Origin of the sequence: Sorangium sp. So ce281 (assembly GCF_051527395.1) — a bacterium.
Lineage (GTDB): Bacteria > Myxococcota_A > Polyangia > Polyangiales > Polyangiaceae > Sorangium > Sorangium cellulosum_B.
The window spans coordinates 2,663,636-2,678,702 of record NZ_CP150322.1; the positions used below are offsets into that span (position 1 = coordinate 2,663,636).

Genomic DNA, 15,067 nt, shown 5'->3' on the forward strand with positions numbered 1-15,067 from the left:
GCTCCGGTTCGTCACTTCGAGCAAAGGATATCGGCAACGACGGACATGGATTCCTGGCTGCCCGCCGTCGCGATGACAGAGCCGCCGGGCCAGGCGATGAGCCGCGCGCTCATGGTGACCGTGCAGTAATCGACGCTCACCGGGTTCGGGCCGCCCATGTCGCTGCCGGCGCGGTTCCCTATCGCAGGCCTTATCTTATCAGTGATCTCCACCTTGGCGATCCACTGGACGTCGGCGCGACCAAGGCTCCCGGGCGTCTCCGGCGGGCCGGCCGCGGGCGGCTCCAGGAGCTCTTCTGCCGCGTCGAACGTGTGCGGCAGGAGCGGCCAGCACTCGTTGGTGATGACCGAGCAGCTCGTCGACCTGGGGATCATCTCCAGGCCTCCCTTCTGCTCGATCTCGGCGATCGCGAGCTGCATCGCGTACTCGGTGAGATAGTGGGTCTGCGTCATCCGGCGCTCGTGGCCGCTGGCGATGGTCGACAGCGTGGCCGCGTGGGCCGCGAACAGGCCGATCGCGGTGAGCATCGTGATGACCAGCACGACGATGAAGACGGCGGCGCCCCGCTCGCGGGAGCGCCGTCGGGACCGGGCGATGCTTGTGTTCACCATGGGACGTAGGCCTGGTTGGGGAGCGCGATGTCGGCGTAGAGGGTGCGCATCCGGGCGTAGACCGGCGGCGATCCGGAGGGCGCGGTGTCCATGTACATGTCGGCGCCGGCGACGACACCGGGGATCAGGAACCTGAACCTGCGGCCATCGGGGCCCATACCATCGGAACTCCCGGGGAAGGTGAGGGCGACGTCGCGATCGGGCGCCCGGGTTCGGGTCGAGAGCCGGACCTGGACCGACCGCACGCGCTGCGGCGTGCCGGGCGGTCCAGCATCGAGCGCGGCGGCGGTGCTGTACACGAGCGCGTTGTCGGTCGCCATGATGGGATACCGCGTGATCTGCGGGTTGGTCACTCCAGGGACGGTGCTCTCCTGCGCGACGGAGATCCCGAACTTCAGATCGACGGCGTACTCCGCGATGAGCTCGAGCGTGCCCGGGAGCTCCTCATCGTTCTCGTCGAGCTCGACCCGCACGAGCTCGGTGCGGCCGTTGTCGCCGGTGAGCGCCGGCGTGACGGGCGCGACGAGAGGGCCGTAGGCCGTGCCGGCGGCGCTCCGGATGTCGTAGCGGACGCGGGAGACGGCGTTCACCCATCCTCCGTCGCCGGTGGAGCCGCCGGGGGTCACGCCGCAATCGGCGAGCCCGACCAGCGTCGGCAGGCCGGGATCCGCCTTCAGCAGGATGGAGATCTGGATGGGCGGATCGCCGACCACGTTGACCTGATCGATGACGCCGTACAGGAACTTCTCCTGACCGCGGACCATGATGCGCAGGAAGCGGCGAGGCGCGAAGATCTGGGTCAGGCTCTGCCCGCCGCCCTGCTCGCGCGCGAGCGTGCGCTGCACGGCGGAGCTGTTCGGGTTGAGCTCGACGACCCAGTCGCCCGACTCATCGCTGATCTTCCTGAACTCGAACAGCTCGGTGCTGTTCAAGCTGCCGCCGATGATGATGGAGTCGGGGTGCAGCCCGTTGGCGATGCTCTGGTTGAGCTCCGCCCCGTGGGCGAGCTCCGACCCTCGACCGAGGATCGAGATCCCGGCGAGGCGCGCCAGGCCGACCGGCGAGGCCGGGACCTGGCAGACCTCCGGGTCCTGGAGGATGTTGGGCGACGAGAGGTAGGCCGCGCGCTGCAGGTCCGCGGTGAGCCGGTTCAGCCCGATCGTCGCCGCGAGGTGCGAGGCGGAGGCCCTCGCCTCGTTCTGGAAGAAGCGCGTCGCGTTCTTCGAGAGCAGGAAGGCCGCCAGCGACACGACGAGGCCGGCCGCCATCGCCACGAGCAGCTCCACGAGCGTGAAGCCTCGCTGTCCTGAGGCGCGCGCGCGCGGGCGGGTGGTGCGTCGGCTCGTCGTCATCGCCTGTCCTCGCTCGTGTTCCGGAGCACGCCTGTCGTCAGGTAGACCGCGCCGAAGCGCCCCGGGTCCGTGTCGACGTCGAACGGGGTGATCGTGCAGTCGATCGGGTTCCCGCTGCGCTCCCAGACGACGCGGATCTCGGCGCGGAGGAGGCTGTCCCAGATCGGCGTGCCCGACACGGGATCGGTGAACTGGCGGAAGCGCACGTGCGTGCAGAACGCGGACGCCGACGTGTCGCCCGGGTAGATGTCGGCCCCGAGCACGTCGGCGCTCGGCGACCCGAGCGCGATGATCTCCGTGGGGGTCACCTTCGTGAACGGGGCGGTGGCGCTGAGCGCGAGCCAGTCCGTGTCGCTGCTGATGTCGGGCACCCGCATGGGATCGTTCCACTGGAGCGCGTCCACCCGCAGCCGCTCTGCCCAGGTCATGGCGATGCTGTTGGCGATCGTGAGGTTGCGCGCGTTCGTGTTGCTGATGAGCGTCGCCTTCTGCAGCGCGAGCACCCCGGTGGCGCCGATCGCGAGCACGCCGAGCGCCGCCATGACCTCGATGAGCGTGTAGCCACGGCTCGCCGCCCTCCTCGCACGCGCCGCGCTCACAGCCCGAGCCTCGCGACGCCGTTCGGCGGGACGAAGACCGAGCGCAGGAGGCCGGTCCTTGTGTTGGTCACGTTCACCCGGAGCGCGCCGAGCAGCGGCGCGAACGCCCCGGCGGCGTCGTAGCGGACGAACGTCCGCCCCCGCGGCGTGAAGCAGACGTCGGCGTTGTCGCGCGCCACGCCGGCGGGATCGAGCAGCTGCATCGCCGCCAGGTCGATGCCCATGGTCTGGAGCGTCGTGACCGACTCGGTCTGGGCCGGGTTCATCCAGTCGGCGACGCTGAGGCAGCTCGTCGCGATCAGAGAGCCGGCGGCGATGTTGTCGATGTGCGCCTGCCGCACCTGGAACGCGCCTGTCGAGGCGGTCCACCGCACGAGGACCGCCGCCCCGCGCCCGATCGCCTGGTAGCGCGCGAGCCGGTAGATCCCGCTGATCTCCATCGCGGTGCGGTTCACGCGGCGATCGCGCATGCCGCTCACGAAGCTCGGCGACGCCGCGGCGGCCAGGATGCCGATGAGGACCACCACCGCGAGCAGCTCCGGCAGGGTGAAGCCGCGCGCGCCACGGCGGCGCAGCGCGCGCTGCCCCGGAGCGCAGGCCCGCGGTCGATCGGAATCACGAGGAGGAGGTCGCGAACAGGAGGGAGGGCGCACCAAAGGATCGGCAAAGGCAAGCCGCATGCCCTCGGTGGTGGCCGCTAAGTCATTGAACTTCATGGTGAATCTCTCAAAGCGATTCGCCGCGGGCGCTAACGATTGCGGCGCTATGAAAAAAGGTGCAAGGCGAACAGGCCATGCGATTCCCGCCCGAAAGGTGTTCACCGAGAGGCCCATTGGACCACAGCGTGTCAGCTGCGACGCGCGCGACCCGCGCGACGCGCGCGTGCCCCGGGGAGCCGTCGCGCTCCCGGGCGCGGAGCTGCGCGCTGCTCGCCGGCGCGCTCGTTGCCGCGCTGTCTTCGGGCTGCAGCAAGAAGGAAGAGCCCCTCGGCGCGCCGCCGCCGCCTCCGCCGGCCGCGAAGCCGGCCGCCTGCGCCGGCGGCGGGGGGACGATCGGCGACGCGGCGAGCGCGCCGTTCTTCCCGCGCACGACGGGCGGGTTCTGCCTCGACCCGAACGGCGGGGAGAAGACGTTCGGGGAATCGGCGCCCCTGCCGCTCGACAGCATCTGCGACATGTTCGACGGAGAGTGCGAGATCTACAAGGGATTCGGCGTGCGGCGGGTGGTCGAGGCGCGGTACGTGAGCGGCGAGGGCGGCTCCGCGACCGTCGACGTCCACCTCTCGAAATTCGGATCCACGGAGGGTGCTTACGGGATGTTCACGAAGCGCACCGTGGGCGACGGCGACCCCGCCGACGAGGCGACGCCCCGCGCGATCGAGGGGGGCGGCGCGGCCGCGATGGGGGTCGGGAACGCGTACCTCTGGCGCGGGCAGTACCTCGCCGAGATCACCTACAACGACGAGGCGCTGGCCGAGGCGGCGCTCAAGTCGTCGAGCGAGAAGGTCCTGCCTGGGCTCGTGAAGGAGATGGGCGCGAAGCTGCCCGGCGAGCCGTCGCTGCCGCCTGCCGCGGCGGCGCTGCCCAAGGACAACATGATCCCGCTCGGGATCCGCTACGAGACCAAGGACGTGCTCGGGGTGGATGGCGCCGGGCCCGGGGCGTTCGGCTACTACAAGGAGGTCGACAAGCGCTACCGGGTGGTCGCGGTCGTGCGCGACGACGTCGACCAGGCCAAGGACGTGGTGTCGACGCTGGCGAAGCTGCCGGGCGCGGCCAGGGAGAAGGGCATCGGCGACGGCTCGGTGCGCCTCATGAACAAGGACGGCGAGGGCTCCGCGACCGAGTGGGTGTTCGCGCGCGCCGACAAGACCGTCTACGGCGTCGGCGACGAGGCCCGCGTGCTCCGCAACGGCATGACGGCCGACGAGCACGCCAAGCTGACGCTGACCAAGGAAGAGAAGACGGCGAGGCTGAAGAAGCTCGTCACCGCGCCCGCGCGCTGACCGCAGCGGGAGGGGTCGAGCCGCCCGGGGCTCGCGACGCTGCGGCGCCGCGGCCCCGGCGGCGCCGCGCGCTCACTGCGTGCGGAGGATGACGTGGTAGCCGAACGCGGTCTCGACGAGGTCGCTCACCTGGCCGACCTTGATCTTCTCGAGGCCCGCCTGGAACTCCGGGACCATCGCGCCCTTCGGGAACTTGCCGAGGTCGCCGCCGCGCTTGTCCGCGCCCGGCTCGTCCGAGTACTCCTTCACGACGTCCGCGAACTTGCTCGGATCGGCCTTGGCCTTCGTCATGGCCTCGGTCGCGCGGGCCTTGGCTTCGTCCTTCGTGCGCTCGACGTTCGGGGGCGCTCGGCGGCTCCCCTTGTACATGACGAGCAGGTGCTTCGCGCCGAACATCTCCCTCGGCGCCTGCGCCGACTGCGCCGGGCGGGGCGTGGGAGCGGGCGGCGGAGCGGCGGCGATGGCGTGCTCGTGCTCGTCGGGCTCCGGGGCAACGGGGGCCGCGAGGCGGGCGAGCGGCGTCTTGTTGAAGATGCCGACGAAGCCGAGGAGCCCGATCAGCACGAGCGCGCTGAGCACGGCGTGCGGCGCCCACCAGTACGGATCTTCCGGCTCGGCGCCGTCGTCCTCCGCGTCGTCGTCGTCGTGCGCGTGGCCGTGTCCACGGCCGCGGGCCGCGGTGGCCTTCGCCTCTTCCTCCTCGTCGTCGTCGTTGCCTTCGTCGGTCGACCCGGCCTCGTCGTCGAGGTCCTCGTCGTCCTTGGCCCTGTCCTTCTCGCTCGTCTTGCTCATAACGCTTCCCTGATCCGGGCCTCGGCCCTTAGCACGCGACCACGCCGGCCGTCAGCCGATCTCCGCCCACGCGCTCGTGAGCACCGGATCGGGGCGATCCTTGACAGAGGTGACCACCGCGACCTTGCCGCCGGCCAGCGCCCAGCCCCGCGTGATGAGGGTGTCGCCCGGCCACACCGGCTTGCGGAACTGCGCGCCGTACGCCCGCAGCCGGCTCGCGTCGCCGCCCGCGGCCTTCTGGATGATCGCGCGCGCCGCGAAGCCGTACGTGCAGAGGCCGTGCAGGATGGGGCCCTGCGTGAAGCTCGCCTTCGCCGCGACCTCCGGATCGGCGTGCAGCGGGTTCTCGTCGCCCGAGAGCCGGTACAGCAGCGCCTGCTCGGGCGCCGTCGCCTGCTCGACGACCCAGTCGGGCTCGCGGTCCTTCGGCACGGGGGCCTCCGACTCGGCGTGCGGCGGGCGCGGCCCGCCGAAGCCGCCGACGCCGCGCACGATGATCGACCACACCGTGTCGAAGAGCGGCTCGCCGTCGAGCGTGGTCTTCGTCTCGACGATCACCTGCGCGAACTTCTTGAGGTCGTAGATGCCCGCCAGCGTGGCGGTCGTGAACAGCGTCCCGCTCGTCGGGATCGGGCGGTGCACCCGGAGCGTCTGCCCTCCGTGGACGATCAGCGCCAGCTCGGCCCCGGCCACCTCGAGCGCCTCGAACACGGTCCCCTGGGAGGGGATCACGCCGAACGTGGGGTAGACCTTCATGCCCCCCGGCGTGCCCTCGTACAGGTACTCGAGCTCCTCGCGCTTGGCGCCGATCCCGAGCGCGTAGGTGGCCAGGGTCTTCCAGTTGAAGGTGAACGCGCTGGGCTGGGTCGTGTAGCCGACCTTCGAGAGATTCAGCGGCATCGGGGGCTCCTCGCAGGATGGAAACGGCCGGGCAGGCGTACCGACCTGGCGATGTCGCGTCAACTGCCGCCCGCCGAGCGGAGCGCGGCGTCAGGGCGTGATGCGCCGCAGGCGGCGCACGGCGCGGCGTCAGAGGGCGAGGCGGTACGCGATCAGGACGCCGATGTTGAACATGTCGACGCGCTGGGAGAGCGAGGCGAGATCGCCGGTCGGGGAGACCTTGCGCTGCTCGGGGAGGAACCAGCTCGAGTAGCGGATGTGGCTCCCGACGCTCCAGTTGTCGGCGAAGGCCCAGTCGCCGCCGATCGCGAGCCCCGCGGCGACACCTTCGGTGCCGAGCGTCGCGGCCCTGGGCCCGACATACGCCGTGTCCGAGTACGGGTTGCGATCGGCCTCGACCGACCACGAGTCGTTGACGACGACGCCGCCGATCGTCACGCCGGCCCACCACTCCGAGCTGCGGACGCGGAGGGCGTAGTAGCGAAACAGCCCGTCGAGCATGAAGTAGCTGCGCGCGTGATCGCGCTCGAGGCCGGGCGCGCCGCGCGCGGCGTCGGAGGTCAGCGTCGCTGCCCAGAAGATGCCCGCGCCGAAGCCGATGTCGCGAAAGCGGTAGAGGTTGTGGATGCCGAGGGAGACGCTCGTCTCGCCCTGCTCGCAGGCGCCCGGAGCCAGCGAGACGGGGCAGACGTCGGCGCCCGGGAGCGTCATCACGCCGCTGCTCACCTCCACCATGGTGTAGGGGAAACCGCGCTCGCGCGCGGCGACGGCGCGGCGGGCGGCCCTGCTCTCGTCGGCCCGGCCGGGGGCGGAGATCAGCAGCGCGGCGAGCGCGGCGGCGCACGCGGCGCCGCGCGAGCGCGCGCTCGTCGCTCGCGCGCTGCCACGCCCCGCCAGCGCTGCCCGGCCGCCCTGCCCGGCGCGGGCGTTGGCGGGCGCTTGCGACGTCGGGTACCGGCCGGCTGGACTCACCTTCTCCGGATTATAACCAAGGACCCGTCGACGAGGGGAACGGCGAGGCGGCGTCCGTGGGCAGCGGCGGCGGCGAGGGCGGAAGGACCGGCGCAGGCGCGGCGCTGGCCGGCGGCGAGGCGGCGCCTGTGCTGTCGGGCGTACCCGCGCCGCCCGGCGTCGGAGACGGGGCCGGCGCGCCCCGGGGGGCGGGCGCCGGCGGCTGGCCCTGGGGCGCGCCGCGGACCTCGGCCGGCGCGGGGCGGCGCGGCGCAGGCCTGCGTTCGGGGCCTGCGGCCTGCGGGCCCGAGCTCTGTGGAGCGACCTGAGGCGGCGGCGCCGGGGCGGCGCCCGGCGGGCCGCCGGAGAGCTCGGCGACGAGGTGCTGGGCGGTGGTGAGCGCCGGCTGCAGTTCGAGCGCGAGCTTCGCCAGCCGGATGGCGCCGGCCCTGTCGCCCGCGTATTTCCGCCCGAGGGCGTCGGCGACGATGCGCTCGGACGACTCGCGGCGGAGCTCGGCGAGGCGCGCGTCTCCCGGCCAGCGCGCGAGCGCCTGCGAGACGATCTCCTTGACGTTCTCGCGGGGCGGGGTGTCCCAGGCGTGCCTGCCCATGCAGTCGCGCGCGCGCTCGATGTGTGCTTCGAGGGTGTCGCGCGCGGCCGGCCCCCCGAAGGCGCCGAGGTGCCGCCCGCCGAGGAACACGACGAACCCCACCGCGCTGGCGCACGCGAGCAGGGCGGTCGCGCGCGCGATCATCGCCCGACGGGGGAGCGGCCGCGCCGCGGACTCGACGCCTTGCATGGTCGACGGGACGGGCGCGGCGTCCCGCATGGGATCGATGCCGAGGCCGATCGCCGTGCGCGCGGGCTCGTCCGCTGCGCCGCCGTGGCGAGCGGCGCTCCACGAGGCGCGCGCTCCGGCGTCGAACCGCTCCCCCGGTTCGGCGAACGCGCCGCCGGATCGCGCGCCGCTCGAAGGCCGCTCGGCCTGGGACGGCGCTGCGAGCGGCGTGGTCCAGGAGGGCGCCGAGCTCATCGAGCTGAACGAAGCGCGCTCGACGCCGCTGGAGGAGGAGCGCTCCTCCTCGCGGCGGTGCGACGCGGGGTCGCTCTCGCGGCGGTGCGACGCGGGGTCGCTGTAGCGCGCTGCCTCGCCCCCCGGGAGGCGGGGATCGAGGTCGCCGATGTGGGCGCTCTCGAGCGTCGGCGCGGCGATGCCGCCGATCTGGGCGGCGAGCGCGGGGGAGAGGTCGAGCGATTTGGTGCGCGACTTCGAGGCCAGCTTCATGACCGCGCTGGCGCGGAGGAGCCCGGGCTGGGCGGCGATCTCATCGGGGTCGAGCCCGCTCGCCCGGACGGCGAGGGCGAGGTCGCGGCCGAGGGCGCGCGCGTCGGGGGCCCGCTCCGACGGCTTCTTGGCGAGGTTCTGCATCACGATCCGCGCGATGGGCTCGGGCACGTAGCTGGAGCGCGCGATGCTGCGCAGGTCCGCCGGCGGGGCGTGCGTGTGCTGGACCAGGAGCGCGACGGGCGAGTCGCCCTCGAACGGGGCGCGCCCCGCGAGGCACTGGTACAGCATCGTCGCGATGGAGTAGACGTCCGCCGGCGGCCCGACCCGCTGCCCTTCGGCGCCTTCGGGCGAGATGTACTTGGCGGTGCCGAAGATGAGCCCCGCCTGGGTGGTCATCGCTTTGTCGGCCCAGTCGAGGCGGGCGATGCCGAAGTCGAGCACCTTCACGTAATCCGGGTCCTCGCCGCGGCGGACGAGCATGATGTTCTCGGGCTTGAGATCCCGGTGGACGATGCCCTGGGCGTGCGCCTCGCCGACCGCGTCGCACACCTGGAGGGCGATGTGGAGCGCCCTCGGGAGCGGCAGCGCCTCGCTCTCGCCGCCTGCCCCTGCCGCGGCGAGCGCGGAGAGCAGCGAGATGCCGTCGAGGTGCTCCATGACGAGGTAGAGCTCCCCGCCGATCCGGGGGTCGGCCGTGGGGGGGACGCTCCCGGTCATGAGGACCTGGACGACGTTCGGGTGGACGAGCCGGCTCGAGATCTTGGCCTCGCGGTGGAAGCGGCTCACGAGCTCGGCGTTGCTGCTGAGCTCGCGGTGGAGGATCTTGACGGCCACGTCACGCTCGATCCCGGCCTGGAAAGCGCGGTAGACGCGGCCCATCGAGCCGATGCCGATGAGGTGGCGGGTCTGGATCTGCCCCCCGAGCGTGATGCCCACGTACGGGTCGCGCTCCGCGGCGCCGAACGTGGGGCTCTTGCGCGAGCTCGCGAGCGGGGTGCCGTCGCGCGGGCAGTAGAGGACGCCCGCGTCGTAGCGCTCGCCGCACGAGGGGCAGCTCTTCGCGGGGGACGGCTCCATCGACGGCGCTGATCCTAGCACCGCTCCCGCCATAAATTCTCGGACGGAGCGGCGTTTCGGCGCGCCGCTGCGCCCGAGGGCGCTCGGGCGTGGACCGACCGGCGCCTTGCGACTACGGTCGCGGCGTGAGCGGCTCCAAGGCGGGTGCAGCACGGGCGCGCAGCGGGAAAGGGCGCGGCAACGCGGGCGCCGCCCCTGCGCCCGCCGCGCGCCAGGCCGCCGCCTCGCTGGCCCGGGAGGCCGCCTCGCCGCCCCGGGAGGTCGCCTCGCCGGCGGCCGATGCAGGGCCGCGCGAGGGTGAGTACGTCGTCACGCTCCCCACGTTCGAGGGGCCGCTCGACCTGCTGCTGCACCTCATCCAGCAGCACGAGCTCGACATCCTCGACATCCCCGTGAGCTTCGTCACGGAAAAATACCTCGAGTACCTGAAGATCATGCGCTCGCTCTCGATCGACCTCGCGAGCGAGTACCTCGTGATGGCGGCGACGCTGACGCACATCAAGTCGAAGATGCTCCTGCCGAGCGTGCCTGCGGGGCAGGACGACGACGGGATGCCGGGTGAGGAGGAGGATCCGCGGGAGGAGCTCGTCCGGCGGCTCTTGGAGTACCAGAAGTACAAGGTCGCCGCGGCCGACCTGGCCGAGCGCGGGACGCTCGGGCGCGACGTGTTCACGCGCGGCATGAGCGAGATCGAGGTGCCGAAGGGCCCGGCTCCGTTCGCGCCGACGGCGATCTTCAGCCTGCTGGACGCGTTCGAGCGCGTGCTGAAGCGGACGAACGTCCAGATTGATCATGAGGTCGTCTTCGATCGCATCAGCATCACGGATCGCATCGTCGAGCTCACGGAGAAGCTCTCGGCGCGGCGCGCCATGCGGTTCGAGGATCTGCTGCTCGACAGCGTCTCGAAGGGGGGAGTGATCCCGCGCTTCGAGGTCGTCATCACGTTCCTGGCCGTGCTCGAGATGTGCAAGCTGAGGCTCATCCGGGTCCATCAGACGGACTCGCTGGCGCCGATTCACATCCAGCTCGCGGTCGCCGATGGCGCGCCGGTCGCAGATGACGGATTCGAGGATGGCGCGCCGGTGGCGGAGCGGATCGAGACAGCGGGGAGCGAGGAGGCGGGCGTGCCGCCTGCTGCCGCCGAGGGCGAGGTCGAGGTGGGGCGGAGCGAGCCGGCTGGGCCGGAGCTCGTCGAGCCGGTCGAGCAGACGCACGGAGGACCGTCGGAAGCGGAGCTCGCGGGGGCGCCGAGCGGCGCACCGGAGGTCGAGCCGGTGGAGGACGTCGGCGTCGCGGAGGCAGAACCGGAGCCCGCGGAGGCAGCGGAGGAGTCGAGCAGCGAACCGGCGTGGTCGGAGCTGATCGAACCCGTGGAGCCGGTGGAGGACGTCGGCGTCGCGGAGGCAGAACCGGAGCCCGCGGAGGCAGCGGAGGAGTCGAGCAGCGAACCGGCGTGGTCGGAGCTGATCGAACCCGTGGGCGAACCGACGGGTCCGGAGCTGGCCGAGCCGGCCGAGGAATCGAGCGGCGAAGCCTCGGGGACGGCGCTTCCCGGGACGGCGGAGGAGGCGAGCCGTGCGCACGACGTCGCCGGGAGCGAGCCGGCGGTGGACGCTGTGGAAGCCGATGCCGGTCCGGCTCCGGAAGAGGCGGAGCGCGATGCGGTTGTGGGCCCGGACGCGCGCTCGACAGCAGAGGACTTCGCAGCGCCGCCGACAGAGGTGGATGAAGTAGACGCAGGGAGTGGCCGTGACGGTGGCTGATGCCGCGGCGAAGCGGCGGCGCATAGCGAAGACGACGACAGGACAGGGCGCGTCGGCGCGGCTGAGGGCGGCGGCGCACGCATGGCTCGCCGAAGCGAAGCGGCCGAGGGGCGGGAAGAAGGAGCCGCGCGCGCCGAAGACGGCAGGGCAGGGCACGCCGGCGAAGGCGAGCGCGCAGGCCACGCCGGCGCGGCTGAGGGCGGCGGCGCACGCGTGGCTCGGCGGAACGAAGCGGCCGAGGGGCGGGAAGAAGGAGCCGCGCGCGCCGAAGACGGCAGGGCAGGGCACGCCGGCGAAGGCGAGCGCGCAGGCCACGCCGGCGCGGCTGAGGGCGGCGGCGCACGCGTGGCTCGGCGGAACGAAGCGGTCGAGGGGCGGGAAGAAGGAGCCGCGCGCGCCGAAAGGGACACGGCAAGATCCGGTCGCCCGCTTCCGCGCCGGCGCATGGGGCCAGCTCGGTCATCCGGCGCGCCGCGCCGACGTTCCTGTCCGGAGCGCAACCACGGTGCCCGGGCTCTCTGCCGTCGCGCGCAAGCACCTGAAGGGAGTGCTGGAAGCGCTCATCTTCGTGGCGGAGCGACCGGTGCCGGCCCGCGATCTCGCGCGTTCGGCGAACGCAGAGCACCGCGTCGTGCGAGAGTTGCTGGCCGAGCTCGTCGCGGAGTACGACGGACGAGGATTTCGTCTGGACGAGGTCGCCGGAGGGTACGTCTTTCGAACGAGCCCCGCATTTGCGCCCTTCGTTCGCGAGGTGACAGAGCAGAAGCCGGTCAAGATGTCTCGCGCCCAGACCGAGACGCTCGCGATCGTCGCGTACCGGCAACCGATCACGAGGCCCGAGATCGACGAGATCCGCGGTGTGGACTCCGGCGCGGCGCTCAAGTCGCTCCTGGAGCGTGACCTCGTGAGGATCCTGGGCAAGAAGGACGAGCCTGGGCGCCCGATGCTGTACGGCACGACGGCGCAGTTCCTCGAGTTCTTCGGCCTGAAGGCGCTCGGCGAGCTGCCCACCCTGCGCGAGTTCACCGAGCTGACCGAGGAGTCGCGCCGTGCCTATGAGCGTGAGCTCGGCGAAGAGCCGCCCGAGACGGGGGTGGTGACACCGGGACAGGAGAGCTTCGCCGGCGCGGAGGGATCGCTCCGGACGAGCGTCGCCAGTGCGGGCGAGAACCTATCGGAAGACGTCGGCGCGTCGTCTGCTGCGCCGGGGGAGGGAGAGGTCGCGATGGAAGCAAGGGAAGACGAAATGTCTGAGGAGATCTCTGTCGTGGGAGCGGACGCAGGGCTTGGTGAGCCTGCTGAAAAGAACGCCTTCCAGCACGCCAACGACGTCGCGGAGGAACCGCGCGACGAAGACGACGAGGACGACGAAGACGAGGACGAGGACGAGGACGAGGACGAGGACGAGGACGAGGACGAGGACGAGGACGACGAAGAGGACGAAGAGGACGACGAGGACGACGAGGACGACGAGGACGAGGACGAGGACGACGAAGACGAGGACGACGAAGACGAGGACGACGAAGACGAGGACGACGAAGACGAGGATGAGGACGAAGACGAGGACTGAACGTTCCGCCTTGTCTGAACGTCCAGCGCGTCGCCCCGTCGCTCACGGCGGTGGAGCATCCGTCGGATCCGGATAGGCCTCGGCCAGCTTCGTTGCGGCGCTCCTCAGCTCGGGGTGGGCGAGGAGCTTGCGGAAGAGCCGCCAGAGCTCGGGATCGGCGAGCACCTGGAGCGGCGAGGCGGCGACCTGCCTCCTCTTCTTGCGGGGGATCGCCTCCGGACCTTTTCGTCGCAGCTCCTCCATCATTCCCACGAAGCGCTTCGTGGGAAAGAGATCTCCGTGCTCCCACGCGAGCACGGTCTCCTGCTCGATGCCCAGCGCTCCGGCGAGCTCGCGGGCCGTGCAGCCGAGCTCCTGCCGGAGCTTCTTGATGTCCTCGGGGGCCATGCGGGGCGAGGGTAGCGGCCTCGAAAAAAGAAAGCGACGCCGAGCAACCGGCAGCGAGCTCCCGCCGAACTCCGCGTCATGACCCATCGCTGCCCGATTCGCCCCTCGTGGACTCCCCGCGCGCTCCGCGCGCTGCCGCTTGCGCTCGCGCTCACGCCGCTCGTGGCCTCACCCCTCTCCTGCGCGCCGGAGCTCGTCGTCCCCCCGCAACTCGATGAAGGCGGTGACGAAGAGGACGCCGAGGTCGCCGTCCCCGCAGACCCGGGCCCCGAGCTCCAGATCGAGCCCGCCGCGCCGCTGGACGCCGCGCCTCCCGTGCTGCGGGCGCGCGTGCTCCTCCCCGGCGCCGCGCTCGAGAGCGTCGATCCCGCCCGTGCGCTGGTCGTCCGCGGCAAGCTCAGCGCGGCGCACCTCCGGCAGATAGAGCGAGGCGAGCTGTCGATGGCGCTCTCGGAGCGCGTCGTCCCCTCGATCGCCTGGCTGAACGGGACACCCCCTGGCGACCTCTCGCTGACCGTGGCGCCGCTCGCCCCGCTCGCGCCCGGGGAGACCTACGCCATCGCGAGCAGCAGCCCTGTGTTCTCGCACCACATCCAGATCGCCACGGAGGGCTCGCCGCCCGTGCTCCCACGGCTCTGGCCGCCGCCCGACGCCGGCGCGACCCTCGGTCTGGGGGTGTGGTGCGGCGACGCACCCCTCCCGGAGGTGCTCGCCGCGGCGACACTCGCGCCTGGCGGACCGGCGGGCGAGCTGCGCCGCGGCGCTGTCGACGACATCGGCGCGCGCTGCCTGCGCTTCGAAGGGGCGCCAACCGCCACGGCGCCGCCCGAGGCCGACGGCGTGCGCCTCGTGGGACCTCCTGTCGCGCTCCCGGGCGAGCCGACGGCAGTGAGCCTCGATCCGCGTCCGTTTGTGCTGGAATCGGACCCGCTTCCCGCCATCGCGGCGGCGTGTGCGCCGGACGAGCTCGCGCTCGGGCCGGGCTGTGCTCGGGTCACCGACGATCGGATCCTCGTTCGTTCGGCGGATGCGCCGCTGCTCTGGGCGATCGCGGGCGCGGGGTTCGACGAAGTCTTCGCGGTACCGCCGGGCGAGCCGTTCGTCCTCGCTCCCCTGCCGCCCTTGAGCCCCGTGGAGCTCGCCATTGCGACCGTCGACAACGCCGGGGTCGTGGAGCGCCGGGCGTTCTCGGCCATGACGCTCGCGCCCATGCCCCATGTGATCATCAGCGAGGTGCTGGCGAACCCCGTCGGGCCAGAGCCAGGGCAGGAGTGGGTCGAGCTCTACAATGACGGTGACGTCCCTGCTGAGCTCACAGGGGTTGTACTCGCCGATGTGGGTGGTGAAACCGAATTGCCCCCTATTTCGCTCATGCCCGGCGTGTACGCTCTGGTCGTCAACGAGGACTACGTTTCTGACGATGAGCTCGACCCTCCGCCTCCTCCCGAGACGCTTCTTCTCCGCGTCCCCAAACTTGGCAGCCACGGGCTGTCGAACTCGGGAGAACCGCTCAAATTGAAGGATCGAGGAGGTGCTGTCTTGTCCAGGTCGCCCGCCGCGCCCGTGCCAAAGCCGGGAATGAGCTTGGCCCGCGTCGCTCCGCGCGCTCCAGACGGCTCGGCTGGCTCCTTCACGACCAGCTGGCCGACGCCCGGTCGCGTGAACATAATGAACCAGGAGATCCCCTGAAGGATGGGGAGTTTGCCTCCGCGCGGGGCGAATTCGCCATGGGGCCGAGAAAATTCGAGCAAAGCGGGTGACGGACCCGT

The 15,067-nt window shown here is 71.8% G+C and carries 13 protein-coding genes; 4 read left to right on the forward strand and 9 right to left on the reverse strand.

Annotated features, from left to right (window positions below; genetic code table 11):
- Positions 1 to 11: 11 nt before the first annotated feature.
- From WMF27_RS10210 to WMF27_RS10225, 4 genes are read right to left on the reverse strand one after another with little or no spacing between them, the layout of a single operon-like run.
- A complete protein-coding gene (locus WMF27_RS10210; protein ID WP_437769097.1) occupies positions 12 to 611 on the reverse strand; it encodes a hypothetical protein in 600 nt (199 codons plus the stop codon).
- Positions 605 to 1,963 (reverse strand): PilW family protein, encoded by a 1,359-nt coding sequence (locus tag WMF27_RS10215; protein ID WP_437769096.1) that lies wholly within the window; start codon positions 1,961 to 1,963, stop codon positions 605 to 607. Before WMF27_RS10215 ends, WMF27_RS10210 begins: the two co-directional genes overlap by 7 nt.
- On the reverse strand, positions 1,960 to 2,562 hold the full coding sequence (locus WMF27_RS10220) for a type IV pilus modification PilV family protein (RefSeq protein ID WP_437769095.1): 603 nt from the start codon (positions 2,560 to 2,562) through the stop codon (positions 1,960 to 1,962). Before WMF27_RS10220 ends, WMF27_RS10215 begins: the two co-directional genes overlap by 4 nt.
- Positions 2,559 to 3,395, reverse strand: coding sequence for a pilus assembly FimT family protein (locus tag WMF27_RS10225; protein ID WP_437944114.1), 837 nt, complete (start codon positions 3,393 to 3,395; stop codon positions 2,559 to 2,561). Before WMF27_RS10225 ends, WMF27_RS10220 begins: the two co-directional genes overlap by 4 nt.
- An 11-nt stretch (positions 3,396 to 3,406) precedes the next feature.
- Here WMF27_RS10225 and WMF27_RS10230 point away from each other — a divergent pair, with 11 nt between their 5' ends.
- On the forward strand, positions 3,407 to 4,567 hold the full coding sequence (locus WMF27_RS10230; RefSeq protein ID WP_437769094.1) for a DUF6599 family protein: 1,161 nt from the start codon (positions 3,407 to 3,409) through the stop codon (positions 4,565 to 4,567).
- A 72-nt stretch (positions 4,568 to 4,639) separates the two neighbouring features.
- On the opposite strand, the gene WMF27_RS10235 is transcribed toward WMF27_RS10230, so the two are convergent.
- The 4 genes from WMF27_RS10235 to WMF27_RS10250 form a co-directional block, all read right to left on the reverse strand.
- A complete protein-coding gene (locus tag WMF27_RS10235; RefSeq protein WP_437769093.1) occupies positions 4,640 to 5,359 on the reverse strand; it encodes a peptidylprolyl isomerase in 720 nt (239 codons plus the stop codon).
- A 51-nt stretch (positions 5,360 to 5,410) separates the two neighbouring features.
- Positions 5,411 to 6,259 (reverse strand): MaoC/PaaZ C-terminal domain-containing protein, encoded by an 849-nt coding sequence (locus tag WMF27_RS10240; RefSeq protein WP_437769092.1) that lies wholly within the window; start codon positions 6,257 to 6,259, stop codon positions 5,411 to 5,413.
- A 129-nt stretch (positions 6,260 to 6,388) separates the two neighbouring features.
- Positions 6,389 to 7,231 carry a hypothetical protein gene (locus WMF27_RS10245; RefSeq protein ID WP_437769091.1) on the reverse strand — a complete coding sequence of 281 codons (843 nt, stop codon included), beginning with the start codon at positions 7,229 to 7,231 and terminating at the stop codon, positions 6,389 to 6,391.
- 10 nt (positions 7,232 to 7,241) lie between these two features.
- Complete coding sequence (locus WMF27_RS10250; RefSeq protein WP_437769090.1) at positions 7,242 to 9,578, reverse strand: serine/threonine-protein kinase; 2,337 nt, start codon at positions 9,576 to 9,578, stop codon at positions 7,242 to 7,244.
- 125 nt (positions 9,579 to 9,703) lie between these two features.
- Here WMF27_RS10250 and WMF27_RS10255 point away from each other — a divergent pair, with 125 nt between their 5' ends.
- Both WMF27_RS10255 and scpB read left to right on the forward strand, forming a co-directional pair.
- The gene (locus WMF27_RS10255; RefSeq protein ID WP_437769089.1) at positions 9,704 to 11,341 is read left to right on the forward strand and encodes a segregation/condensation protein A; all 1,638 of its coding nucleotides are present in this window, start codon (positions 9,704 to 9,706) and stop codon (positions 11,339 to 11,341) included.
- Complete coding sequence (gene scpB, locus WMF27_RS10260) at positions 11,328 to 12,911, forward strand: SMC-Scp complex subunit ScpB (RefSeq protein WP_437769088.1); 1,584 nt, start codon at positions 11,328 to 11,330, stop codon at positions 12,909 to 12,911. Before WMF27_RS10255 ends, scpB begins: the two co-directional genes overlap by 14 nt.
- A 42-nt stretch (positions 12,912 to 12,953) precedes the next feature.
- Here scpB and WMF27_RS10265 read toward each other — a convergent pair whose 3' ends face one another.
- Positions 12,954 to 13,298, reverse strand: coding sequence for a helix-turn-helix domain-containing protein (locus tag WMF27_RS10265; RefSeq protein WP_044964518.1), 345 nt, complete (start codon positions 13,296 to 13,298; stop codon positions 12,954 to 12,956).
- Between the two features lie 78 nt (positions 13,299 to 13,376).
- Between WMF27_RS10265 and WMF27_RS10270 the strand changes: the two genes are divergently transcribed.
- Positions 13,377 to 14,987, forward strand: coding sequence for a lamin tail domain-containing protein (locus tag WMF27_RS10270; protein WP_437769087.1), 1,611 nt, complete (start codon positions 13,377 to 13,379; stop codon positions 14,985 to 14,987).
- The last annotated feature ends 80 nt before the right edge of the window (positions 14,988 to 15,067 follow it).